Source organism: Kitasatospora sp. NPDC041988 (genome assembly GCF_055588525.1).
Window position 1 is genome coordinate 116,447 of the sequence record NZ_JBVJCO010000010.1, and the last position, 23,504, is coordinate 139,950.

The window sequence follows — 23,504 nt, forward strand, 5'->3', positions numbered from 1 at the left end:
TCGCACGGAGGGTTGAGGTGTTGCGTATCAGCACACCGCAGCGGGCAGTCCGTAAGCTGTGCCAGACAGGAACTGACGATGCCCCAACCGACGGGGCCTCACCCACAGGCTGACGGGGAACGAAGATGGCGATGATGCGGCTGAGGCGTGAGGACCCCCGCATCGTCGGGCCGTACCGCCTGCACCGGCGGCTGGGGGCCGGCGGCATGGGCGTCGTCTACCTCGGCTCCGACCGCCGCGGGCAGCGGGTCGCACTCAAGCTGATCCGCGCCGAACTCGCCGAGGACATGGAGTTCCGCACCCGCTTCGCCCGGGAGATCGCCGCCGCCTCCCGGATCCGGGGCGGCTGCACGGCACGCGTGGTGGGCTCCGACATCGAGGCCGACCGCCCGTGGCTGGCCACCGCGTACGTGCCCGGCCCGTCGCTGTACAAGCGGGTCGGCGACGAGGGCCCGCTGAGCTGGCCGGAGGCGGCCCGGATCGGCGCCGCGCTGGCCGACGGGCTGGTCAAGGTGCACGAGGCCGGCGTCGTCCACCGGGACCTCAAGCCGTCCAACATCCTGCTCTCGCCGCGCGGGCCGCGGATCATCGACTTCGGCATCGCCTGGTCCCGCGGCGCCAGCACGCTCACCCACGTCGGCACGGCGGTCGGCTCCCCCGGCTTCCTGGCGCCCGAGCAGGTGCGCGGCGCCGCGGTGAACCCCGCGACGGACGTCTTCGCGTTCGGCGCCACACTGGCGTACGCGCTCACCGGCGACACCCCGTTCGGCTCGGGGGCCTCGTCCGAGGTGATGCTCTACCGGGTCGTGCACGAGGAGCCCGACCTGTCGGCCGTGCCGCCGCAACTGGCCCCGCTGATCGGGGCCTGCCTGGCGAAGGAGCCCGCCGAACGGCCCGGCGCGGCCGCCCTGCACGAGCGGCTGAGCGAACTGGCGGCCCGGGGCACGGCCTCGCCCGACGGCCCGGGTGCGGAGCGGCCGGCGCGCGCGGCGGGCGGGCGGCCGTCCGGTGCGGCGCCCGCCCGCCCCGGCGAGCCCGGACGCGGAGCGGCAGCCCCGATGCCACCGGCCGGCGCCGGGCGCGGGGTGCCCGCGCCCGGGCGGGCCCCCGACCCGGCAGGCGCCGCACGCGCCCGGGCGGCGGCGGGCAGCCGGCCGGGCGGGCCGCACGGCGGCGGGCACGGCGTCCAGGCCGGTGGGCACGCGGGCGGGCCGCAAGGCGGTTATCCGGGCGGGTATCCGGGCGTTCGCCCCGGTGCGCGGGCCGGCGTCCACCCGGGCTCGCGGCCCGGTGCCGCGCAGCGGCGGCCTCAGGGCCAGCCGGCCACCACGCCGATGCCGCGGCCCGAGGCCGTCCAGGCCACCCGGCCGACGCGCGAGCGCCAGCAGACCCCGCCGCCCGGGCGGGCCGGCGGTCCCGGCGCGCCGGCGGCAGCCCGCGAGCGGGAGCAGCAGCGGGCCGACCGGCCGCGCCCGCGGGCCCGGGACCGGCAGCACACCCCCGCCCCCGGCGGCCGTCCCACCAACTCGCGTCAGCGACTGCTGCGGCAGCGGCTGATCGTCTTCGTCACCGTGACGCTCGGCGTGGCCCTGGCGATCGCGGCGGCACAGGGGTGCGAGAACCGCAGCAACCAGGGCCGCGGCCCACTCGGCGCCGGCGGAACGACCGTGAGCGGCGCGCCCGCGCCGGGCGGCCGGCCGGGCGGCGCCGGCACGCTCGCCGCTCAGCCGGCCGGGACCGGGCAGTCGGTGGACGGCGTGGCGCCGTCGGCCGGGCCCACCCCGCTGGCGGCCGCCCACGGCGGTGCCGCGGGCGGCGACGGGGCGCTGGCGCCCGCGCAGGGCTCGGGGCCCACGGTCGACTGGCCGAACCGCAGCTACCCCGACCCGGCGGGCGGCCCGGCCGTGGCGCTGCGGGACGGACGTTCGGCAGGGGCCGGGCCGCAGGTCGCGCTGAGCGCGGTCCTCCCGGCCCGATACAAGGGCGCGCCGGCCACCCTGGTGGTGCTGCGGCGGGCGGAGGGCTCGGTGCCGGTCGACCTGGTCCAGCTCTTCACGTTCAACGGGGACGCGCCCGTGCCGCTCACCTCCCGTTCTTCGGCCGCCGACCCACAGGCGACGGCCACCTGGCGGCTCGACAACGGCGCGCTGGTCCGCGAGGAGCGCAACGCCCAGACCGGCGCGACCGCCTCCACCCGCTACTCGGTGCGGGCCGACGGGACCCTCGAGGAGTCCTGGCCCGGCGCCCCCACCCTCACCGTCACCCCGCCTCCCGCCGCAGCCCCCGCCCCTCCGACGTCTCCCACCGGCTGACGCCCGCACGACGCGGGGTGGCTCCGCGCCGGCAACGTCTCGGCTGCTCCTCTGTGGCGCAGGAAGTCGGACCGGCCAACCTTCTGCTCCCCGCCGGCGGCGCCGCGAGCCCGCGTCCAGGGACGCCGGTACCGGGAGCCGGACTGCCGTGAAGCCGCAGGGCACCCTCAGAGGACCGCCCCACGCGCAGGAAGTCGGGCGGGCCGACTTTCTGTGTCAGGCGGTGGCGGTGACGGCGTAGAAAGCCACCGCCGCGGCGGCGCCGACGTTGAGGGAGTCGATGCCGTGGGCCATGGGGATGCGGACGGGGTGGTCGGCGGCGGCGATGGCCTGGCGGGTGAGGCCGTCGCCTTCGGCGCCGAGCATGAGGGCGGCCTTGGGGAGGCTGTGCGGGGCCAGGGCTGCGAGGTCGACGGCGGTGTCGGCGGGGGTGAGGGCGAGCAGGCTGAAACCGGCCGCGCGGACCGTTTCCAGGGCGTCCGGCCAGGGGTCGAGCCGGGCGTACGGGACGGCGAAGACGGCGCCCATGGAGACCTTGACGGCGCGCCGGTACAGCGGGTCGGCGCAGTCGGGCGAGAGCAGGACGGCGTCCATGCCGAGCGCGGCGGCGCTGCGGAAGATCGCGCCCAGGTTGGTGTGGTCGACCAGCCCCTCCAGCACCGCCACCCGGCGGGCGCCGGCCAGCACCGTGGCGGCGTCCGGCAGCGGCTTGCGTTCCATCGAGGCGAGTGCGCCGCGGTGGACGTGGTAGCCGGTGACGGCCTCGGCGAGGGCGGGCTCGACGACGTGGACGGGGGCGTCGGCGTCGGCGATCACGTCGGCCATCACGTCCAGCCACTTGGCCGTGAGCAGCATCGACCGCATCCGGTAGCCGGCCGCGAGGGCGCGGCGGATGACCTTCTCGCCCTCGGCGATGAAAAGGCCTTCGGCGGGTTCGCGCCGGCGGCGCAGTTCGACGTCCGTGAGGCCGGTGTAGTCGGCGAGTCGCGGGTCGGCGGAGTCGGTGATGGTGCTGGGTTCGGACACCCTGCGATCTTGCCAAGTCGGGGTGGAGAAGGCCAAACGGTCCAAGGGCCGGAGGTGGCTGCCCTTGGCCCGTCGGCACGCAGAGTGCAAATATGACGTATGGCCCGTTTTCCGGGCCGATCCTGGGCTCCGTCGGCCTCTGGTGCTTCTGGCTCCTCCGTCGCCTCCCGTGCCACTGGTACCGCCGGCTCTTCCGGTGGGCGCCCACACGGTCGGCAACAGCAGCCACGAGCGGCGCGGCCGAAGCCGGTGAAGCGCCGGTCGGTGGCCGGGCAGGTGTTCGCGCTGCAGGTGGTGGTGGTGCTGCTGCTGGTGGCGGCCGCCGTCGTGGCGCTGGTGGTGCAGTCCCGCAACGACGCCCGGCAGGAGGCGCGCAACCGGTCGGTGGCGGTCGCCCAGACCTTCGCCAACTCGCCCGGCATCGTCGAGGCGCTGCGCTCGCCCGATCCGACCGCGATCCTCCAGCCGAAGGCACAGGCTGTGAGCGTCAACGCAGGCGTGGACTTCCTCGTCGTGCTCAACACCGACGGCATCCGCTACACCCACCCCAACCCGGCCCGGATCGGCCAGGAGTTCGTCGGGAACTACGAGCCCGCCCTGCAGGGGCAGGTGGTGACCGAGGAGGTCAACGGCACGATCGGGCCGTTGGTCCAGGCGATCGTGCCGGTGCGCGCACCGGACAGTCAGGTCGTCGGGGCGGTCTCGGCCGGTATCACGATCGCCAATGTGAGCAGTGCGAGCGAGCGGCAGCTGCCCGTCGTGCTGGGCGCCGCGGCGGTCGCACTGGGGCTGGCGACCTGCGGGACGGCGCTGATCAGCCGGCGGCTGCGGCGGCAGACGCACGGGCTCGGCCCGGCCGAGATGACGCGGATGTACGAGCACCACGCGGCGGTACTGCACGCGGTGCGCGAGGGTGTGCTGATCGTCGCGGGCGACGGGCGGCTGCTGCTCTGCAACGACGAGGCGCGCCGGCTGCTGGACCTGCCAGCCGACGCCGAGGGGCGGATGGTGCTGGAGCTCGGTCTGGACCCGGCGCCCGAGGAGCTGCTGACCGCCAACCGGGCGGTCACCGACGAGGTGGTGCTGGCCGGCGAGCGGCTGCTGGCGGTGAACGTCCGGCTGACCGACCGGGACGGCGGCCCGCCCGGCTGTGTCGCCACACTGCGTGACTCGACCGAGCTGCTGGCGCTGTCCGGGCGGGCCGACGTGGCGCAGCGGCGCTTGCGCCTGCTGTACGACGCGGGTGTCACGGTGGGCAGTTCGCTGGATGTGACGCGGACGGCCGAGGAGCTGGCGCAGGTGGCGGTGCCGCGGTTCGCGGACTTCGTCAGTGTCGACCTGGCCGAGCCCGTACTGGAGGGCGAGGAACCGCCGCAGGGGCTGGCACTGGGGCGGATGCGCAGGGCGGCGTTCAGCGGCGTGCGGGCGGACTCGCCGTTCTACCCCGTCGGCACGGTGGTGGAGGTGGTGCCGTCGACGCCGCTGGCGGGGTCGCTGGACAGCGGGCTGCCGGGGGTGGAGCCGAGGCTGGCGGAGGCCTCGGCCTGGCGGGAGCAGGATCCGGAGCGGTCGGCGCAGGTGCTGGCGTACGGGGTGCACTCGCTGGTGCGGGTACCGCTGCGGGCGCGCGGGGTGCTGCTGGGGGTGGCGCGGTTCTGGCGGGCGGACCGGGAGGAGCCGTTCGAGGAGGAGGATCTGGTGCTCGCCGAGGAGCTGGTCGCGCATGCCGCGGTCTGTATCGACAACGCGCGCCGGTACACCCGGGAGCATGCGATGGCGGTCACCTTGCAGCACAGTCTGCTGCCGCGCAGCCTGCCGGAGCAGAACGCGCTGGAGGTGGCGCACCGGTACCTGCCGGCGCAGGCGGGGGTCGGCGGGGACTGGTTCGACGTGATCCCGCTGCCGGGCGCGCGGGTGGCGCTGGTGGTCGGGGACGTGGTGGGGCACGGACTGCACGCGGCGGCCACGATGGGGCGGCTGCGGACGGCGATCCACAACTTCTCGACGCTGGACCTGCCCCCGGACGAGCTGCTGGGGCACCTGGACGACCTGGTGAACCGGATAGACCAGGAGGAGTCGGCGACCGGCGGTGCGGCGGCGGTGACCGGTGCGACCTGCCTGTACGCGATCTACGACCCGGTGTCGCGGCGTTGCACGCTGGCCAGTGCGGGGCATCCGCCGCCGGCGCTGGTCGACCCGGAGGGGCGGGTGGTGTTCCCGGAGCTGCCGACCGGGCCACCGCTGGGGCTGGCGGTACTGCCGTTCGAGACGGTGGAGCTGGAGGTGGCGGAGGACAGCCGGTTGGTGCTGTACACCGACGGGCTGGTGGAGGACCGCGAGCGGGACATCGACGAGGGGCTGGAGCTGCTGCGGACGGCGCTGTCCGGGCCGCCGCGGACGCCGGAGCAGACGTGTGCGGACGTCCTCGGGGCGATGCTGCCGGCGCATCCGCAGGACGACATCGCGCTGCTGGTGGCGCGGACGCGGATGCTGGCGCCGGACCAGGTGGCGGAGTGGGAGGTGCCGTCCGATCCGGCCGCGGTGGGCGAGGTGCGGGCGTCGGTGTCGGAGAAGCTGGCGCTGTGGGGGCTGGACGAGGCGGCGTTCGTCACCGAGCTGATCCTGTCCGAGCTGGTGACCAATGCGATCCGGTACGGGTCGGGGCCGATCCGGGTGCGGCTGCTCCGCGACCGGGCGCTGATCTGCGAGGTGTCGGACGGCAGCAGTACGTCGCCGCATCTGAGGTACGCGGCCACCACGGACGAGGGCGGGCGCGGGCTCTTCCTGGTCGCCCAGTTCGCGGACCGGTGGGGGACGCGGTACACGGCCACCGGGAAGGTGATCTGGACGGAGCAGCCGTTGGAGTGAATGTGGCGGTGGGGGGTTTGGAGTGGGAAGTCGGCTGGGCCGACTTCCCACTCCGTGCTGTTTGCAAAGGTCGCACTTTGCCAACAGCACGGGACGAACCCGAGGGGGGCGCGGAAGTGTGCGGGGAGGGACCCGGGGGCGAATCCTCCGGGGCCCCTCGCTTTGCAAAGTCACACTTTGCAAAGCGAGGGGAGGGCCGGGAACGCTGGCTCAGGGCCGGGAACGAGCCGATCCGGGCCGCTCGGGGCCGGGGCGGGTGCTCGGCGCCGAAGCAGGCGGCTCAGGGCCGGTGGTGCGCGGACGGGTCAGGGGTGGATGGCGGGGGCGAGGACGTTGACGACGTCGCCGATGACGATCACGGCCGGGGGCTTGATCTGCTCGGCCTGGACGGTGGCGGCGACGGTGGCGAGGGTGGCGTCCACACGGCGCTGGGCGGCGGTGGTGCCCTCCTGGACGACCGCGACCGGGGTGTCGGCCGAGCGGCCGCACTCGACCAGCTTGGCCGCGATCGCGCCGATCTTGTCCACGGCCATCAGCAGCACCAGGGTGCCGCTCATCCGCCCGACCGCCTCCCAGTTGGTCAGCGAGCGCTCGTCGTCCGGGCCGACGTGGCCGGAGACCACCGTGAACTCGTGCGTCATCCCGCGGTGGGTGACCGGCACGCCGACCGAGGCCGGGACGCTGATCGAGCTGGAGATGCCCGGGACCACAGTGACCGGCAGCCCGGCCTCCGCGCAGGCCAGCAGTTCCTCGCCGCCGCGCCCGAACACGTACGGGTCGCCACCCTTGAGCCGGACCACGAACTTGCCGGCCTTGGCGTGCTCGATGAGCGTCCGGTTGATCGCCTCCTGCGCCATGAACCGCCCGTACGGGATCTTCGACGCGTCGATCACCTCGACGTGCTCCGGCAGCTCGGCCAGCAGCTCGCGCGGCGCCAGCCGGTCGGCGACCACCACGTCCGCGTCGGCCAGCAGCCGGCGGCCGCGGACGGTGATGAGGTCCGGGTCGCCCGGGCCGCCGCCGACCAGGGCGACGCCCGCGCCGTGCGCGCGGTACTGGCGGGCGGCCAGGGTGCCGTCCCGCAGGCCGTCCACGATGGAGTCGCGCAAGGCGGCGGAGTGCCGCGGGTCGCCGGTGAGGACGGCGACGGTGGCGCCCGCGTCGCGGCCGCTGGCCGGCGTCCAGGCGGTGGCGGCGGCCGCGTCGTCGCTGCGGGCGCAGAACACCCGCTCCCGCTCGGCCTCGGCGCTGACCGCCGCGTTGACCTCCGGGTCGTCGGTGGCGACCAGCGCGTACCAGGTGCCGGCCAGGTCGCCGTCCTGGTAGCGGCGCTCATGCCAGGTCAGCTCGCCGGCATCGGCCATGGCCTGGACGGCGGGCGTGGTGGTCGGCGATATCAGGTGCAGGTCCGCACCGGTGGCGATCAGGGCGGGCAGCCGGCGCTGGGCGACGTGGCCGCCGCCGACCACGACGACGCGGCGGCCGGCGAGCAGCAGGCCGACCGGGTACGGGGTGCGGCCCTCGGTGCCGGGGTGGGGGTTGGGCGCGGTCATGGGCGGGGCTCCTGGATCGGGGGTGAGGGTGAGGGTGGTGGGGGTACAGCACCGCTCCGCGTGCCGGCGCGCCCTCGGGCCGGTACACGGAGCGGTGCGGGCAGACGTCAGGCCTTCTCGGTGACCCCGGCGGAGTCGAACGTGGCTACATCGTGCATCGCGCGGGCCGCACTCTGCACCAGCGGCAGGGCCAGCAGGGCACCGGTGCCCTCGCCGAGCCGCAGGTCGAGGTCGATCAGCGGACGCAGGCCGAGCTTGGCCAGCGCGGCCTGGTGGCCGGGCTCGGCGGAGCGGTGGCCGGCGATGCAGGCGGCCAGGACCTCGGGGGCGATCGCCTTGGCGGCCAGCGCGGCCGAACCGGCGATGACGCCGTCCAGGATGACCGGGGTGCGCAGCGAGGCGGCGCCGAGCAGGAAGCCGGCGATGGCGGCGTGCTCCAGGCCGCCGACGGCGGCGAGGACGCCGATCGGGTCGGCCGGGTCCGGCTGGTGCAGGGTGAGTGCGGCGCGGATGACGTCGACCTTGCGGGCGTGGGTCGCGTCGTCGATGCCGGTGCCGCGGCCGGTGACCTCGGCCGGGTCCAGGCCGGTGAAGACCGAGATCAGGGCGGCGGAGGCGGTGGTGTTGGCGATGCCCATGTCGCCGGTGATCAGCGCCTTGTTGCCGGCGGCGACGAGGTCGCGGGCGGTCTCGATGCCGATCTCGATGGCCTTGAGGGCCTCCTCGCGGGTCATCGCCGGGCCCTGGGTCATGTCGCCGGTGCCGGGGCGGACCTTGCGCGGCAGTAGGCCGGTGGTGCGGCCCTGCTGGATCGCGTCGGGCAGCTCGGCGGCGACGCCGACGTCCACCACGCAGACCTCGGTGCCGATCTGCTTGGCGAAGGAGTTGACCACCGCTCCCCCGGCCAGGAAGTTGCCGACCATCTGGGCGGTGACCTCCTGCGGCCAGGGGCTGACGCCCTGGGCGTGGACGCCGTGGTCGCCCGCGAAGATCGCCACGCAGGCGGGCTCCGGGATCGGCGGCGGGCACTTGCGGGAGAGGCCGGACAGCTGGGCGGAGATGATCTCCAGCATGCCGAGCGAGCCGGCCGGCTTGGTCATCCGCTTCTGGCGGTCCCAGGCCTCACCGAGCGCCTTGGCGTCCAGCGGGCGGATGCCGCGCAGGGTCTCGGAGAGCACGCTGTGCGGCTCTTCTCCGGGCAGTGCGCGGTTGCCGTACTGCTCCTCGTGGACGACCCAGGAGAGCGGGCGCTTCTTCGCCCAGCCCTGCTGCTGGAGCTCGGGCTCGTCGGGGAAGGCGTCGACGTAACCGACGCAGAGGTAGGCGACGACCTCCAGGTGCTCGGGCAGGCCGAGCTCGCGGACCATCTCGTCCTCGTCGAAGAAGCTCACCCAGCCGACGCCGAGGCCCTCGGCGCGGGCGGCGAGCCAGAGGTTCTCGACGGCGAGGGCGGCCGAGTACGGGGCCATCTGGGGCTGGGTGTGGCGGCCCAGGGTGTGCCGGCCGCCGCGGGTGCGGTCGGCGGTGACGACGATGTTGACGGGCGTCTCGAGGATCGCCTCGATCTTGATTTCCTTGAACTGCTTGGCCCGGCCCTTGGGGAGCGAGTCCGCGAACGCCTCGCGCTGGCGCTCGGCCAGCTCGTGCATCTTGCGGCGGGTCTTGGCCGAGCGGATCACCACGAAGTCCCACGGCTGGGAGTAGCCGACGCTGGGCGCGGTGTGGGCGGCCTCCAGGACGCGGATCAGCACCTCGTGCGGGATCGCGTCCGGGCGGAAGCCGTTGCGGATGTCGCGGCGCTCGCGGATGACCTGGTGGACGGCCTCGCGGCCGGCGTCGTCGTAGCCGGGGGCGGCCGGGCCGCGCGGCTCGGCGGGCTCCTCGGGGGCGGCGTCCTCGGGGGCGGTGTCCTCGGCGGCCGGCTCCGTCCCGGTCTCGGGGGTGGGCTCTGCGGCGGGCTGCTCGGCGGCGGCGTCGGCGGCGGGCTCGGTGACGGCCTCGGGGGCCGGGTCGGCCACCGCTTCGGCCTCGGCGACAGCGGAAGCGGCCTGGGCCGGCTCGGGCCGGGCGTCGGCATCAGCATCGGTATCGGTATCGGCGGCGACGGCGCCCTCGGGCTCGCCGGTCGGCTCCGCGGCCTCGGCGACGGCGACGGCGGGCTCGACGACGACAGCGGCCTCGGCGGCTGCCACGGCCTCGGGTGCCACGGCCTCAGGCGCGGCGTCCCCAGCCGGCGCGGCCTCCTGCGGCTGCTCGGCGTCCGGCGCGGCGACGGCCTGGCCGGACGGCATCTCGCCGGTGCCCGCGGCCGTCTCGGCGGCGGCCGCAGGCTGGGCGCCGGTCTCGGCGGGGGCGACCGCCTCGGCCTGGGCCGGTGCCTCGGGCTGCTCGGCGGGCGCTATGGGCACGGACTGCTGCGCCTCGCCCTCCGCCACCGCCGGGGCCGACTCGGTCGCCTCGACCTGCGGGAGGCCGTGCGGGGCGGGTGCGGCGAGGAAGGCGGAGATCCGGCGGGGCTGGTTGGCCGGGGCACCCTGGGCGGCGGCCTCGGCCGGCTGCTCCGCGGCGGCGGCCGGGGCGGACGCCTCGGTCATGGGCGCGGCCTCGGCGGGCGCCTCGGCGGTGCCCGCCTCCGCGGGGGTGCCGGCGACGGGCTCGGCGGCGGCCTCCGGGGCCTCGGCCGGCGCCGCCTCGGCGGGCACGGCCTCGGCGTGCGGCTCGACCGGCTGCCCGGTGAGGGCCTGCTCGACCGGCTGCTCGACGGCGGCCTCGGCAACCTGCTCCGCCAGGGGCCCGGCGACAGCCGCGTCCACTGCGGCGGCCTCTGCGACAACCGCCTCCGCGGCGACCGGCTCGACCGCCACCGCGGCCTCGACGACCTGCGGGGCCGCCGGGACCAGCTGGACGACCGGCGCCTGCAGCGGCACCGGCTGGGCCTGGACCGGCACGGCGGCCTGCGTCTCCGGCTGGCCGACGACGATCGGGATGCCGTGGGCGGGCGTGCCGCCCTGCGAGGGGCCGCGGTCGGCGAGCGAGCGGACCGGGACGTGGCCGGTCATCAGCGACGGGTCCGGGATCGGCGGGCCGGCGTGCAGCGGGCGGCGCTGCTGCTGAGCCGCCGTCATCGCCTCCTGGCCCTGCGCCTGGAGCGGGACCTGGACGGGCTGGCCCTGCACCGGCTGCGGCTGGACCGGCGGCTGCCCCGGGGCCTGCTGCGCGGCCTGGTCGGCGGCGCCGAGCACCGGCGGCTCCAGCGGCGGCCAGGACGGCTCGACCGGGGTTGCGGGCACGCCCTGCTGGTCGGCGGCCGGCTCGGCGGGGGCGGCGGCCGGCTCGCCCCAGGAGCCCTGCGGGCCGGGCATCAGCAGCACGTCGTCCTCGTCGTCGAGCAGGTCCGGCTGGTCGGGCTGGTCGAGGAAGTGGAAGGCGGGACGCGGGGCGCCCGGGTCGACGGCCCAGCCCTCGCCCGGCACGCCGGGGACGGGCACCTCGGAGACCGGTACACCGGCGGCGTGGGCACCGGCGACAGGAGCGCCCGGAACCGGGGCCCCGGGCACACCTGCGACCGGGACGCCGTAACCGGGCGCGCCGAGCGGCTGGCCCTGGCCGGGAACGCCCTGCGGCGGCACCGTGCCCACACCCGGCGGCACCGCGCCGGGCAGGCCGTTCCCCGCCACCGCGGCGTTCGGCATCGCGGCGTTGGGGATCACGCCGCCGTCCATCGCGACGCCCTGCACAGGTGCGACACCCTGCACGGGTGCGACAGCCGCGACGCCCTCCGGGCCGCCGAGCGGGTCGGGCCCGGCGAGCAGGTGCTCCGGCAGTCCCTCGTTCGGGACGTGGCCGCCATCGGTCATGTCAAAGCTCCTTCCAGGCCGCTGCCGCGCCCTTGGCGACGCGATCACCGACCGCAGCGCCCATCCGCACGGGCCGGGCCAGCACCGGCCCGCCCCTCAACCACACACGGCCGCCGCGCCGAGGCGCTGCGGCCGAAGTCCTTCCGGCGCGCTGCGGCACCCCGGCCCGCGCACCACCCGGGAGGGGCGGCACGCCATCTGAAACAACGACAAGCCGAGGCAACCGGCACGATCGCACCGGACCCTACGGCATTCTCCAGGTCCGGCATGCGGCCCGTCGAATTGCCCACACTCCGAGCCGTACCGGGTTGCATCGCGTCAAAAAGGCGACAAACCGACCGGATCGGGCGGGCCATCGGACGCCGCAGCCATCCCGGACGCCACACTACCGGCCCGGCGCCGCCGCCTCTCGAATCGGTGTCCGGATGCGACCTGGATCACCGCCGGGCGTGCCCCTGCCGCGCGACCTCGTCACCCCGTCAGAACCGGAGCCGTACCGGAACCCTCACCGGATGTGCCGCCGGGGTCACCACCGGAGGCACTTCGTCTTCACACGATCTGCTCACCCCAGAGCAGGAGCACGCCCGGCTCCCCCGCGCCGAGCCGCAGCGCACCCGCCTTGTCCGCCTCCAGCGGCGAGGACTGCAGCAGCGCGCCGTCCGGTCGGTAGCCGGCCTCGGCGATGGCGCGGCGGATCTCGTCCGCCTCGGCGAGACCGCGGGCGACGGCCACGAACCGCTCGGGCCGGCGGGCCAGGACGGCGCGCACCACCACGGCGCCGCCGGCCTCGACGACGGCGGCGTCCGGCTCCGGCAGGCCGCCGAGCACCTCGGGGCCGCTGCCGTGGACGGTCTCCACCTCGACGCCGTAGCGGCGGGCGTTGACGGTGAGCCGGGCACAGGCCGAGCGGTCGGCCTCGATCGCGACCACGGCGGCGCCGAAGCGGGCGGCCTCGACGGCGAGGGCGCCGTGGCCCGCGCCGACCGACCAGACCAGGTCCCCGGGGCGGGCACCCAGACGGGCCAGCACCAAGGCGCGCACGTGCGCCGGGAGCGTGTCGGATGCGCCGGGCGCGTCCTCTGCGCTCCCGGCGCTCGCGTAGGAGTCGCCGGGGAGCGCCCAGCCCCGGTCCGGGCCGGGGAAGCCGACCGGGCGTCCGGCCAGCCAGCCGGCCGCCTGGCCGACCGTGCCGGCCTGCGGGCCGCTGCCGTTGCCGCCGATGACCAGCACCACGTTGGGGTCGCGCCAGATGTGGTCGGCGACCCGGTCGGAGGTGAGGACGGTGACGTCCTCCTCGGGGGTGCCGAGGGCCTCGCAGACCACGAAGGTCCGGTGCACTCCGCGCAGCATCAGGGCGAGTTCGCTGGGCCCGGCGCCGGGCGCGGTGAGGACGGCGACCTTGGGGTTGGCCCGGCAGATGTTGGCGGCGCGGCGCAGTCGTCCGCCGTGTGCGCTGACCACCTGGGCGTCCTCCCAGGGCATGCCGGCCCGGGCGAAGGCGGCGGCGACCGAGGAGACGGCGGGCAGGACTTCGAGTTCGAGGCCGTATTCGGGGCGGCGCAGGGTGCGGACGACGCCGAAGAAGCCGGGGTCGCCCTCGGCCACGACGACGGCGGCGCCGCGGTGTTCGGCGATCCGGCGGGCGGCGAGCTGGACGTTGCCGAGGGCGAGCCGTTCGGCGCCGGGCGGCACCGGGAGGGCGCTGAGCTGGTAGGGGGCGCCGGCCACCAGGGTCGCCGCGGCGAGGGCCGCGCCGGCGGCCTCGGTCAGCGGGGTGCCGTCCCACCCGATGACCGTGATCCGGTCAGCCATCTGCGGCTGTTCTCCCTCGTCTCGGTGCGCCGACATGCGGCGCCCGTGTGCGGCGCCGGTCAGAGGTTACCGGGTGTCATCCCGTCGGCGCCGACATCTCGCACACATGTCCGTCACGCGGGGGCCGGCGAGGCGAGGGGCGGCGAGGCAAGAGGCGCGGCAAGGGGTGAGGGGGCCGCGAGGTGCGAGGGGTCCGAGGGGCCCGAGGGGCGCAGAAGGAGGCGGAGGAGCCGGAGGTGCTGAAGGTGCGCCGGGGCCGGGGGCGCGAGGCGGGTCAGTCGCGCAGGACGTACCGGTGGTCGCCGGGCCAGCTGGTCCCGTGGTCGGCGGGGTTCTCCATGTCCTCGGGCAGCAGGCTCCACAGGATGAGGTCGCTGCGGCTCTCCTCGGTGACCTCGCCGGTTTCGCCGCGCACTATCCAGGCGCTGCGCAGCACGCCCTCGCTGATCGAGCCGATCTTCTGGGCGACCTGCTGGGCGGCGGTGTTGCCGGCGGCGGTGCGCAGTTCCAGTCGCAGGAAGCCGCGGTCCTCGAAGAGCCACTGGGCGACGCCGAGGACGGCCTCGGGCGCGTAGCCCTCGCCGCGTGCCCAGGAGGCGGTGACGTAGGAGATCTCGGTGGAGCGCAGCCGCCAGTCGGTGTTGCGCAGTTCGACCAGGCCGACGAGGCGCTGGGTGAGGTGTTCGGTGACGGCGAAGACGATGCCGCGGCCGGCCGCGCGGTGGGCGGGGGCGAGGGTGCGGGCGAGTTCGGCGGCGTAGGACTCGGTGAAGGGGTGCGGGGCGTCGGTCCAGGCCAGGACGAGTTCGTCGGCCATCATCTCGGCGAGGCCGGGGGCGTCGTCCTCCGCAAGGGGGCGCAGCAGCAGCCGTTCGGTGCTGATGGCGGTCTCGGGGAAGCTCGCTGCCATGCCGTCTCTCCTCGCCGGGTCGTGGACACACCGTACGCCTCGCCGGTGCCCCCGGTACCGTGCGGTGCACGGACCGGACGACGGTACGTCAGAACGCGGTCTGTCAGGGCGTCACTGGTGCATACTGCCCGACCGGGCCCCCGCCGAGGTGCGGCGGGGGCCCGGTCGTGGGAGTGCGTGGCTGTGGTGCCGGGTCGGGGCCGGTCAGAAGGCCGGGATGACGGAGCCCTGGAAGGTGTCCTCGATGTACTTCTTGACCTCGGGCGAGTGGAGCAGCTCGGCGAGCTTCTTGACCCGCGGGTCGTTCTCCTTGCCCTGCTTGACGGCGAGGATGTTGGCGTAGGGGTTGCCCTCGGCCTTCTCCAGGAGCAGGGAGTCGCCGGCGGGCTTGAGGCCCGCGTCGAGGGCGTAGTTGCCGTTGATGACGGCGGCGTCGAGGTCGTCGATGGAGCGGGGCAGCTGGGCGGCCTCCAGCTCCTTCCACTTGAGGTTCTTCGGGTTGCCGGTGACGTCGGCGGGGGTGGCGGCGGTGCCGGCGCCGGCCTTGAGGGTGATCAGGTTGTTGTCGGCGAGCAGCTTGAGCGCGCGGCCCTCGTTGGTGGCGTCGTTGGGCAGGCCGACGGTGGCGCCGTCCTTGAGCTCACCGATGGCCTTGACCTTCTTCGAGTACACGCCCAGCGGCTCCAGGTGGACCGGCTCGACGGAGACGATCTGGGTGCCGTGCTTCTTGTTGAAGTCCTCCAGGTACGGAACGTGCTGGAAGTAGTTGGCGTCGGCCGAGCCGTCCTGCACCGCGGTGTTGGGGGTCACGTAGTCGGTGACCTCCTTGATGTTGAGCTTGAGGCCGGCCTTGTCCGCCAGGTTGTCCTTGACGTACTTGAGGATCTGGCCGTGCGGGGTGGGGCTGGCGACGACGGTCAGCGGGGCGTTCGGGTCGGAGGACCCGGACGAGCCGGAGCTGCCGCAGGCAGCGAGGGAGAGGGCGATGCCGGCGGTGGCGAGGACGCTGGTGAACTTCAGGGCGTTGCGCACGAAAAGTGCCTTTCTGCGTGATACGGGGAGCCGCGTCCGGTGCGGACGGCGGGAGGTCAGGGGGCGACGAGGTCCTCGTCGGGGGCGGCCGGGGCGTCCGGGGTGCCGCCGCGCGGGCCGAGCAGGCGGGGCCGGCCGCCGGTGCGTCCGCGGTTGGCGAGGCTGCGGACGGCCCAGTCGCCGAGCAGCTGGACGGCGGTGACGATGATCACCAGCTCCGCGACGATGATCCACATGAAGGCGGTCTCGAAGCGGAAGTAGCCGTAGTTGATGGCGAGGGTGCCGAGGCCGCCGCCGCCGACCACGCCGGCCATCGCGGAGTAGCTGATCAGCGTGATGATCGTGGTGGTGACGGAGGCGACGAGGGCGGGCAGTGCCTCGGGCAGCAGCGTCTTGCGCACGATGGTCCAGGTGGAGCCGCCCATGGCCTGTACGGCCTCGACCAGGCCGCGGTCGACCTCGCGGACGGAGGTCTCGACCAGCCGGGCGAAGAAGGGGATCGCGCCGATGGTGAGCGGCACGGTCGCGGCCTCCCAGCCGATGGAGGTGCCGACCAGCCAGCGGGTGAAGGAGATCAGGGCGATCATCAGGATGATGAAGGGCACCGAGCGGGCGACGTTCACGACGGCGCCGAGCACCTTGTTGACCGGCCGGTTCTGCAGCAGGCCTCCCTTGTCGGTGACGACGAGGAGGACGCCCAGCGGCAGCCCGAACAGGACGGTGCCGACGGTGGCGACGCCGACCATCTGGAGGGTCTCCCAGGTGGCGGGCCACATCAGTTCCTGCATCTGGTCCCAGGTCATGCCACCGCTCCGTTCGCTGCCTCGATCACGTCCACCTGGAGGCCCTGCTCGCGCAGGAAGCCGATCGGCACCACGTTGTCCGTGCGGCTGCCGGGCAGTTCGACCCGCATCCGGCCGACCATGCGGCCGGCGATGGTCTCGACGGCGGCGCCGAGGATGTTGATGTCGATCTGGTAGGTGCGGGCGAGTTGCGAGACGAAGGGCTGGGCGGAGGTGTCGCCCTGGAAGGTGATCTCCAGTACGGTGCCGCCGGGGTGGCCGGTGCCGAACTCGCTGAGCGGGAAGAGCTCGCGGGCGAGCTCGGAGCCGGGCTTGGCGAGCAGGTCGGTCAGTTCGCCGGACTCGACCACCTTGCCGCCGCGCATCAGGGCGGCGGAGTCGCAGACGGACTTGATGACGTCCATCTCGTGGGTGATCAGCAGGACGGTGAGGCCGAGCTGCTGGTTGAGGTCGCGCAGCAGCTTGAGGATGGAGCGGGTGGTCTCGGGGTCGAGCGCCGAGGTGGCCTCGTCGGAGAGCAGCACCTTGGGGTCGCCGGCGAGGGCGCGGGCGATGCCGACGCGCTGCTTCTGGCCGCCGGAGAGCTGTCCGGGGTAGCTGCGGGCCTTGTCGGCGAGGCCGACGAGGTCGAGGAGTTCGGCGGCCTTGCGGCGGCGCTCGGTGCGGTCCAGGCCGATGATCTCCAGCGGGAGCTCGACGTTCTGCTGGACGGTGCGCGAGGCCAGCAGGTTGAAGTGCTGGAAGACCATGCCGATCCGGCGGCGGGCCTCGCGCAGTTCCTTGCCCGCCCGGTTCTCGCCGCCGGCGAGGGCGGTGAGCTCGACGCCGTCCACGGTGACCGTGCCGGAGCTGGGGCGCTCCAGCATGTTGACGCAGCGGATGAGGGTGGACTTGCCGGCACCGCTGGTGCCGACGACTCCGTAGACCTCGCCCGGGCGGACGTGCAGGTCGACGCCGGCGAGGGCGGTCACCTCGCGGCCGCGGGAGCGGTAGACCTTCGTGAGGTCCGTGGTGGTGATCACAGCTGCTTCCGTGGGTCGGGGGCGGACGGCGTGCGGCCGCCGGACCGGGTTGCGGTCGGCGACATGGACGGCGTTACGCCAGGGGGATCCGGACCTGCCACCCCTTGATCGTCCCCGGTGGGTGGCCGGGCCGCGCGACGGCGTGGCCCTTACGAGTCATCAGGGACCGCCACCCGCCCGGGAGTGGGCAGGCGGTGGGAGGGGACTGCTCTGCGGCAGGCGGGGCGCGCTCGCTCAGGACGGGAGCGGCCGGTTCTCGCTTCGGGGCGCGAGGTGGGTGTACCCCCGGGCGGAGCCTGGGGGCGGGACGATGGCCCTCAGCGGTGACACATTCGACGACACATGGCGCTCTCACCTGCCGGCAGGGTGCCGGTGGGGGTCCAGTTCGTCGTCGCAGTCATGTGAGCCAGTAAATCAGATGGTCGGATTTGGTCCCAATTATTTGCACCTGCCGTCCGCAATGCGGACACGAACCGCTGTGACCAGCAGCGATACGGCCCGGCACCGCCTCCGAAACGTCCGGATGGTGGCGGCGCCGGGCCGGGTGAAGCCAAGTGGGGCCCGGGGAGGGCTCAGGCGGTCGCGGCGAGCTCGACCCCCGCGGGCTTCTCCAGGTGGACCAGGCTGAGCCGGCCGTCGACCTGCTCGACGGCGGTCTGGCGGTAGCCCTGGCGGGCGTAGAGGCGCAGGTTGCCGAGGCTGCGGTGGCCGGTGAACAGGCGGTAGGCGGTCACCGGGCGGCCCTCCTCGGCGAGGCGGCGCTCCAGCGCCTCCAGCAACCGGCCGCCGAGGCCGTGCCGCTGCATCCGGGGGTGGACGACCAGACGCCCTATCCGGGCGATGCCGTCGGGGCCGATCCGGCCGCGGACGGTGCCGACCACCTCGTCGCCGAGGCGGGCGACCAGGAAGTGCTGTTCGGTCAGTTCGCCACGCAGGCTCTCCAGGGTCTGCGTCAGCGGCTCCAGGGTCCAGTCGCCGTACAGCTCGGCCTCGCTCTGGTAGCCGAGGTACTGGAGCTTGAGGATCTGCTCCGCGTCCTCGGCGTCCGCCGCCGAGATGATCACGCTCATGCCCATGTGCTGGGGCCTCCCCAATGTCGTGCCCGGCGCGCAAACGTGAGGGTGCCGCACCGGATGCCCTGCCGGAGATGTCCCGGCCGGGGATCTGCCCTGACCGGGGGTGGCGCACGAACGTACCAGCCGCGGTGCCCGGGGTGGGCCCGCGACGCCGTGGCGCGTTCACGCTCAGTATCCGAGCGATTGCGCGGCCGTCAAGAGCTACGTTCGCCAGCGCTCTACCCGCGTGTCAGTTGCTCTCAACCTCCCGGCCGCCGGACGTGGTGAGGGTCACGTCCGGACGGAGGGCCGGGGGTGGGAGGGGGAGGGAGAGGGAGAACGGCCCGCGCGGGAGGACGAGCGCAGGGTGGAGGGCCCGGCGGTCAGGCGTAGCGCTCGCCGTGGAGGAGGGCGCGGAGGCAGGCGAGGCAGCGGGAGCGGGTGGGGCCGATGGAGCCGCGGGGCATGCCGAGGCGTTCGGAGAGTTCGCGGTAGCTGGGCGGCGGGTCCTCGGCGAGGGCCGCGACCAGCTGGGGGCAGCGGCCGGGCAGGGCGGCCACCGCCTCGCGGACGAGGCGGCGCCGCAGCGCGGCGAACACCACGGCCTCGGCGGAGGGGACGGACGGAAGGTTGGCGCACATACCGTTCATGACCGGGCACGGGCGGGCCCGGTTACGGGCGGCCGGTCGCGTGCACGCGAAAGGGGCGCAGCGGTCGCCCCGCCACGCCCCTCCCCGTCGACTTCCGGGTGTCAGCCCTGGACCCACTCCTCCTGGCGCGCCAGGTCGGCCTTGACCTCGGCGAGCTGGACGGCGACCGCCGAGGGGGCGGTGCCGCCGCGTCCGTTGCGCGAGGCGATCGCGCCGTGGACGCTGAGCACCGAGCGCACCTCGGGCGTCAGGTGCCCGGAGATCGCGGCGAACTGCTCGTCGGTCAGGTCGGCCAGCTCGATGCCCTGCTGCTCGCACACCTTGACGCAGGCGCCGGCCACCTCGTGCGCGACCCGGAACGGCACGCCCTGCTTGACCAGCCACTCGGCGATGTCGGTGGCGAGCGAGAAGCCGGCCGGGGCCAGCTCCTCGAGCCGCTCCCGGTGCACGGTGAGGGTGGCCATCATGCCGGTGAAGGCGGGGAGCAGCACCTCCAGCGTGTCGCAGGAGTCGAAGACCGGCTCCTTGTCCTCCTGGAGGTCCCGGTTGTAGGCGAGCGGCAGCGCCTTGAGCGTGGCCAGCAGGCCGGTGAGGTTGCCGATCAGGCGGCCGGACTTGCCGCGGGCGAGCTCGGCGATGTCGGGGTTCTTCTTCTGCGGCATGATCGAGGAGCCGGTGGAGAAGGCGTCGTGCAGCGTGATGAAGCCGAACTCCTTGGTGTTCCAGATGATCACCTCCTCGGCGATCCGGGAGAGGTTGATCCCGATCATCGCGGTGACGAAGGCGAACTCGGCGACGAAGTCGCGCGAGGCCGTCCCGTCGATGGAGTTGCCGACCGAGCCGCGCTCGAAGCCGAGGTCGGCGGCGACAGCCTGCGGGTCGAGGCCGAGCGAGGAGCCGGCCAGCGCGCCGGAGCCGTAGGGGGAGACGGCGGTGCGGGCGTCCCACTGGCGCAGCCGCTCGGCGTCCCGGCCGAGTGCCTGCACGTGCGCGAGGACGTGGTGGGCGAAGAGGACGGGCTGGGCGTGCTGGAGGTGGGTGCGGCCCGGCATGGCGGTGTCCGGGTGCTCCTCGGCCAGGCCGACCAGGGCGTGCTGGAGATCCAGGACCAGCCCGCCGATGATCTTCGCGTGGTCCCGCAGGTACATCCGGAAGAGCGTGGCGATCTGGTCGTTGCGCGAGCGGCCGGCGCGGAGCTTGCCGCCGAGGTCGGCGCCGAGGCGCTCCAGCAGGCCGCGCTCCAGCGCGGTGTGGACGTCCTCGTCGGCGACGGTGCCGGTGAAGGTGCCGGCCTCGACGTCGGCGAGGAGCTGGTCGAGCCCGGCCAGCATCCCGTCGAGTTCGGCGTCGTCGAGGAGGCCGGCCTTGTGGAGCACGCGGGCGTGGGCCTTGGAGCCGGCGATGTCGTACGGCGCGAGGCGCCAGTCGAAGTGCACGGAGGCGGAGAGCCTGGCCAGCGCCTCGGACGGGCCGTCGGCGAAGCGCGCGCCCCAGAGGCGCAGCTCAGGACTGTTACTGGCGGCGTTCTGGTCGGCAGGCATCGCTAGGGCTCCTTACGCAGGGCTACGGGAGGGGGTGGGTCCGGCCGAGGGGGCGGCCGGACCGGGGAGGGTGGTTCAGGCGAGGTCGCGGCGGATCTCGGTCACGGCTCTCTCGTTCACGACTGGGCGAACAGGTTTACGGCGATAGGCATAAGTATGCACTACACCGTATGAAACTCAAAACCCCGGACGGAACGTGCGGAAGGGCAGTCGTCGGAACCGGCCGTGGACCCGTGACCCGGCCGTGGGCCTGGGACCGGCCGCGCCCGGGACCGGCCGTCGGGCCCCGGAACCGCCTGTGGGCCCGGATCACCGGGCCCACAGGAGCGGGACGTCCTACTGCGCCTTGGCCTGGGCCAGTTGCATCAGGTGGTCGGCCAGGGCCTGGCCGCCGGCCGGGTCCCGGCTGATCAGCAGGACGGTGTCGTCGCCGGCGATGGTGCCGATGATCTCGAAGACCTCGGCCTGGTCGATCGCGGAGGCCAGGAACTGGGCGGCGCCCGGCGGGGTGCGCAGCACGACGAGGTTGCCGGAGGCGGTGGCGGAGACCATGAGTTCGCCGGCCAGCCGGGCCATCCGGCCCTCGCTGGCCGACTCCCCCATCGGTGCGCGCGGCGTGCGGTCGCCGCCCTCGGCCGGGACGGCGTAGATGAGCGCGCCGTCCCGGTTGCGGATCTTCACCGCGCCCAGCTCGTCCAGGTCCCGGGAGAGGGTGGCCTGGGTGACCACGAGTCCGTCGTCGGCGAGCAGCTTGGCGAGCTGGCTCTGCGAGCGCACGGGCTGGCGGGTGAGCAGGTCCACGATCCGCCGGTGGCGCGCGGTCCGGGTCTGCGGAACCTGCGGCGACGGGCCGGCGGCGGGCTGGCCGGAGTTGGGTACGGTCATGTGATTATTCTCCCGGACTACGCTCAGCTCGCATCGGCCGGGGCGTTCTCCCGCACCGTCCGGAGGATCTCCGGCAGGGCGGCCAGGAAGGCGTCCGCCTCCTGCTCGGTGAGCACCAGCGGCGGCGCCAGCCGGACGGCGTCCGGGACGGCGGCGTTCACCAGGAAGCCGGCCTCCTGGGCGGCGGCCTGGACCTTGGCAGACACCGGTTCGGTGAGCACGATGCCGAGCAGCAGGCCGGCCCCGCGCACGTGCGAGACCAGCGGGTCGCCGATCGCCTCGATGCCCACCCGCAGCCGCTCGCCGAGCTTGCGCACGTGCTCCAGCAGGCCCTCGGACTCGATGGTGTCGAGCACCGCGAGCGCCGCCGCCGCGACCACCGGGTTGCCGCCGAAGGTAGTGCCGTGCTGGCCCGGGGTGAGCAGCTCGGCGGCCTCCCCGAAGGCGAGGACGGCGCCGATCGGCAGGCCGCCGCCGAGCGCCTTGGCGAGGGTGACGACGTCCGGCTCGACGCCCTCGAAGGCCTGGTGGGCGTACCAGTGGCCGGTGCGGCCGATGCCGGTCTGGATCTCGTCCAGGATCAGCAGGGTGCCGGTGGCGCGGGTGATCTCGCGGGCCGCGGTCAGGTAGCCGTCGGGCAGCGGGACGGCCCCGTTCTCGCCCTGGACCGGCTCCAGGAAGACGGCGGCGGTCTCGGTGGTGACGGCCGCCCGCAGTGCCTCGATGTCGCCGAACGGGACGTGCGTGACGTCGCCGGGCAGCGGCAGGAACGGCGCCTGCTTGGCGGGCTGGCCGGTGAGCGCGAGGGCGCCCATGGTCCGGCCGTGGAAGCCGCCTTCGAGGGCCACGATGTGGGTGCGGCCGGTCCGCCGGCTGATCTTGAACGCGGCCTCGTTGGCCTCGGCGCCGGAGTTGCAGAAGAAGACCCGGCCCTCGCGGCCGGAGAGCTTCAGCAGCCGCTCGGCGAGGGCGATGGTCGGCTCGGCCATGAAGAGGTTGGAGACGTGGCCGAGGGTGCCGATCTGCCGGGTGACCGCCTCGACGACGGCCGGGTGGGCGGTGCCGAGGGCGTTGACGGCGATGCCGCCGAGCAGGTCGGTGTACTCCTTGCCGTCCGCGTCCCATAGCTTGGCGCCCTCGCCGCGGACCAGCGGGATCCGGGGGGTGCCGTAGTTGTCGGTGAACGCGTGCTGCCACCGGTCGGTGAGCTGCGCGCTGCTGCTCGGCTGCGCCTCGTCGGATGTCATGCCAGTCCCCCGGTCACGGTCGCTTCGTCGTCCGGCACGACCATCGTGCCGATGCCCTCGTCGGTGAAGATCTCCAGCAGCAGGCTGTGCTGCACCCGGCCGTCCAGGACGCGGGCGGTGCCCACGCCGGAGCGGACGGCGCGCAGGCAGCCCTCCATCTTGGGGAGCATGCCGCTGGCGAGGCCGGGCAGCAGCTCCTCCAGCTCGCTCGCGTTGAGCTGGCTGATCACGTCGTCGGACTCGGGCCAGTCCTTGTAGAGGCCCTCGACGTCGGTGAGGACGACGAGCATCTCGGCGCCGAGCGCGACCGCGAGGGCGGCCGCCGCGGTGTCGGCGTTGATGTTGTAGACGTGGCCGTCGGCGCCGCGGGCGATCGAGGAGATCACCGGGATGCGGCCGTCGGCGATGAGCGCCTTCACGGCGCCGGCCTCGATGTTGACGATGTCCCCGACCAGGCCGATGTCGACCTGCTCGCCGTCCACCACCGCGTACCGCTTGACCGCGGTCATGGTGTGCGCGTCCTCGCCGGTCATGCCGACCGCGAACGGGCCGTGGCCGTTGAGCAGCCCGACCAGCTCGCGCTGGACCTGGCCGGCCAGCACCATCCGGACCACGTCCATGGTCTCCGGGGTGGTGACCCGCAGGCCGTTGGTGAACGACGACTCCAGGCCGAGCTTGTCCAGCTGGGCGCTGATCTGCGGGCCGCCGCCGTGCACCACGACGGGGTGCAGGCCGGCGTAGCGCAGGAAGACCACGTCCTGGGCGAAGGCCGCCTTGAGGCTCTCGTCCACCATGGCGTTGCCGCCGAACTTGATCACGACGGTCTTGCCGTGGAAGCGTTCCAGCCAGGGCAGCGCCTCGATCAGCGTCATGGCCTTGGGCAACGCGGTGTTGTTGCGGGCCTGTTCGCCCTTGGGTGCGATCTGCACTG

Annotated in this window: 16 protein-coding genes; 2 read left to right on the forward strand and 14 right to left on the reverse strand. The window is 74.4% G+C overall.

Annotated features, from left to right (window positions below):
* Positions 1 to 125: 125 nt before the first annotated feature.
* Positions 126 to 2,312 (forward strand): serine/threonine-protein kinase, encoded by a 2,187-nt coding sequence (locus ACZ6NC_RS13075; protein WP_465731956.1) that lies wholly within the window; start codon positions 126 to 128, stop codon positions 2,310 to 2,312.
* 216 nt (positions 2,313 to 2,528) lie between these two features.
* Here the strand turns inward: ACZ6NC_RS13075 and ACZ6NC_RS13080 are convergent, their stop codons facing one another.
* Positions 2,529 to 3,338 carry a TrmH family RNA methyltransferase gene (locus ACZ6NC_RS13080; protein WP_465731958.1) on the reverse strand — a complete coding sequence of 270 codons (810 nt, stop codon included), beginning with the start codon at positions 3,336 to 3,338 and terminating at the stop codon, positions 2,529 to 2,531.
* A gap of 99 nt (positions 3,339 to 3,437) precedes the next feature.
* On the opposite strand from ACZ6NC_RS13080, the gene ACZ6NC_RS13085 reads away from it, so the two are divergent.
* Entirely contained in the window at positions 3,438 to 6,206 is a 2,769-nt protein-coding gene (locus ACZ6NC_RS13085) for a SpoIIE family protein phosphatase (protein WP_465731960.1), read from the forward strand.
* Positions 6,207 to 6,511: 305 nt separating this feature from the next.
* On the opposite strand, the gene cobA is transcribed toward ACZ6NC_RS13085, so the two are convergent.
* The 13 genes from cobA to argB all read right to left on the reverse strand — a co-directional run bounded on the left by cobA (position 6,512) and on the right by argB (position 23,445).
* Positions 6,512 to 7,759 (reverse strand): uroporphyrinogen-III C-methyltransferase, encoded by a 1,248-nt coding sequence (gene cobA / locus ACZ6NC_RS13090; protein WP_465731962.1) that lies wholly within the window; start codon positions 7,757 to 7,759, stop codon positions 6,512 to 6,514.
* A 107-nt stretch (positions 7,760 to 7,866) separates the two neighbouring features.
* Positions 7,867 to 11,616, reverse strand: coding sequence for a nicotinate-nucleotide--dimethylbenzimidazole phosphoribosyltransferase (cobT, locus tag ACZ6NC_RS13095; protein WP_465731964.1), 3,750 nt, complete (start codon positions 11,614 to 11,616; stop codon positions 7,867 to 7,869).
* Between the two features lie 549 nt (positions 11,617 to 12,165).
* Entirely contained in the window at positions 12,166 to 13,428 is a 1,263-nt protein-coding gene (cbiE, locus tag ACZ6NC_RS13100; RefSeq protein ID WP_465731966.1) for a precorrin-6y C5,15-methyltransferase (decarboxylating) subunit CbiE, read from the reverse strand.
* A gap of 274 nt (positions 13,429 to 13,702) precedes the next feature.
* Positions 13,703 to 14,338, reverse strand: coding sequence for a GNAT family N-acetyltransferase (locus ACZ6NC_RS13105; protein WP_465731968.1), 636 nt, complete (start codon positions 14,336 to 14,338; stop codon positions 13,703 to 13,705).
* Between the two features lie 204 nt (positions 14,339 to 14,542).
* Complete coding sequence (locus ACZ6NC_RS13110) at positions 14,543 to 15,370, reverse strand: MetQ/NlpA family ABC transporter substrate-binding protein (protein WP_465731970.1); 828 nt, start codon at positions 15,368 to 15,370, stop codon at positions 14,543 to 14,545.
* Between the two features lie 56 nt (positions 15,371 to 15,426).
* A complete protein-coding gene (locus ACZ6NC_RS13115) occupies positions 15,427 to 16,173 on the reverse strand; it encodes a methionine ABC transporter permease (protein ID WP_465731972.1) in 747 nt (248 codons plus the stop codon).
* Entirely contained in the window at positions 16,170 to 17,195 is a 1,026-nt protein-coding gene (locus tag ACZ6NC_RS13120) for a methionine ABC transporter ATP-binding protein (protein ID WP_465731974.1), read from the reverse strand. The genes ACZ6NC_RS13115 and ACZ6NC_RS13120 overlap by 4 nt, the downstream gene beginning before the upstream one ends.
* 572 nt (positions 17,196 to 17,767) lie before the next feature.
* Positions 17,768 to 18,271, reverse strand: a complete 504-nt coding sequence (locus ACZ6NC_RS13125; RefSeq protein WP_465731976.1) for a GNAT family N-acetyltransferase — start codon at positions 18,269 to 18,271, stop codon at positions 17,768 to 17,770.
* 362 nt (positions 18,272 to 18,633) lie between these two features.
* On the reverse strand, positions 18,634 to 18,891 hold the full coding sequence (locus tag ACZ6NC_RS13130; RefSeq protein WP_465544171.1) for a sigma-70 RNA polymerase sigma factor region 4 domain-containing protein: 258 nt from the start codon (positions 18,889 to 18,891) through the stop codon (positions 18,634 to 18,636).
* Between the two features lie 110 nt (positions 18,892 to 19,001).
* On the reverse strand, positions 19,002 to 20,441 hold the full coding sequence (argH, locus tag ACZ6NC_RS13135; protein ID WP_465731978.1) for an argininosuccinate lyase: 1,440 nt from the start codon (positions 20,439 to 20,441) through the stop codon (positions 19,002 to 19,004).
* Positions 20,442 to 20,777: 336 nt separating this feature from the next.
* Complete coding sequence (locus ACZ6NC_RS13140; RefSeq protein ID WP_148647626.1) at positions 20,778 to 21,326, reverse strand: arginine repressor; 549 nt, start codon at positions 21,324 to 21,326, stop codon at positions 20,778 to 20,780.
* A gap of 23 nt (positions 21,327 to 21,349) precedes the next feature.
* Positions 21,350 to 22,573 (reverse strand): acetylornithine transaminase, encoded by a 1,224-nt coding sequence (locus ACZ6NC_RS13145; RefSeq protein WP_465731980.1) that lies wholly within the window; start codon positions 22,571 to 22,573, stop codon positions 21,350 to 21,352.
* Positions 22,570 to 23,445 (reverse strand): acetylglutamate kinase, encoded by an 876-nt coding sequence (gene argB / locus ACZ6NC_RS13150; protein WP_465732125.1) that lies wholly within the window; start codon positions 23,443 to 23,445, stop codon positions 22,570 to 22,572. Before argB ends, ACZ6NC_RS13145 begins: the two co-directional genes overlap by 4 nt.
* Positions 23,446 to 23,504 lie beyond the last annotated feature (59 nt).

Excerpts from the sequence above, each read along its gene's own strand:
- ACZ6NC_RS13145 (WP_465731980.1), bottom strand. The coding sequence starts at position 22,573 with ATGACATCCGACGAGGCGCAGCCGAGCAGCAGCGCGCAGCTCACCGAC.
- ACZ6NC_RS13115 (WP_465731972.1), bottom strand. The coding sequence starts at position 16,173 with ATGACCTGGGACCAGATGCAGGAACTGATGTGGCCCGCCACCTGGGAG.
- cobT (WP_465731964.1), bottom strand. The coding sequence starts at position 11,616 with ATGACCGATGGCGGCCACGTCCCGAACGAGGGACTGCCGGAGCACCTG.
- ACZ6NC_RS13130 (WP_465544171.1), bottom strand. The coding sequence starts at position 18,891 with ATGTGCGCCAACCTTCCGTCCGTCCCCTCCGCCGAGGCCGTGGTGTTC.
- ACZ6NC_RS13075 (WP_465731956.1), top strand. The coding sequence starts at position 126 with ATGGCGATGATGCGGCTGAGGCGTGAGGACCCCCGCATCGTCGGGCCG.
- cbiE (WP_465731966.1), bottom strand. The coding sequence starts at position 13,428 with ATGGCTGACCGGATCACGGTCATCGGGTGGGACGGCACCCCGCTGACC.
- ACZ6NC_RS13105 (WP_465731968.1), bottom strand. The coding sequence starts at position 14,338 with ATGGCAGCGAGCTTCCCCGAGACCGCCATCAGCACCGAACGGCTGCTG.
- ACZ6NC_RS13140 (WP_148647626.1), bottom strand. The coding sequence starts at position 21,326 with ATGACCGTACCCAACTCCGGCCAGCCCGCCGCCGGCCCGTCGCCGCAG.
- ACZ6NC_RS13125 (WP_465731976.1), bottom strand. The coding sequence starts at position 18,271 with ATGGGCATGAGCGTGATCATCTCGGCGGCGGACGCCGAGGACGCGGAG.
- ACZ6NC_RS13085 (WP_465731960.1), top strand. The coding sequence starts at position 3,438 with ATGGCCCGTTTTCCGGGCCGATCCTGGGCTCCGTCGGCCTCTGGTGCT.
- argH (WP_465731978.1), bottom strand. The coding sequence starts at position 20,441 with ATGCCTGCCGACCAGAACGCCGCCAGTAACAGTCCTGAGCTGCGCCTC.
- argB (WP_465732125.1), bottom strand. The coding sequence starts at position 23,445 with ATGACGCTGATCGAGGCGCTGCCCTGGCTGGAACGCTTCCACGGCAAG.
- cobA (WP_465731962.1), bottom strand. The coding sequence starts at position 7,759 with ATGACCGCGCCCAACCCCCACCCCGGCACCGAGGGCCGCACCCCGTAC.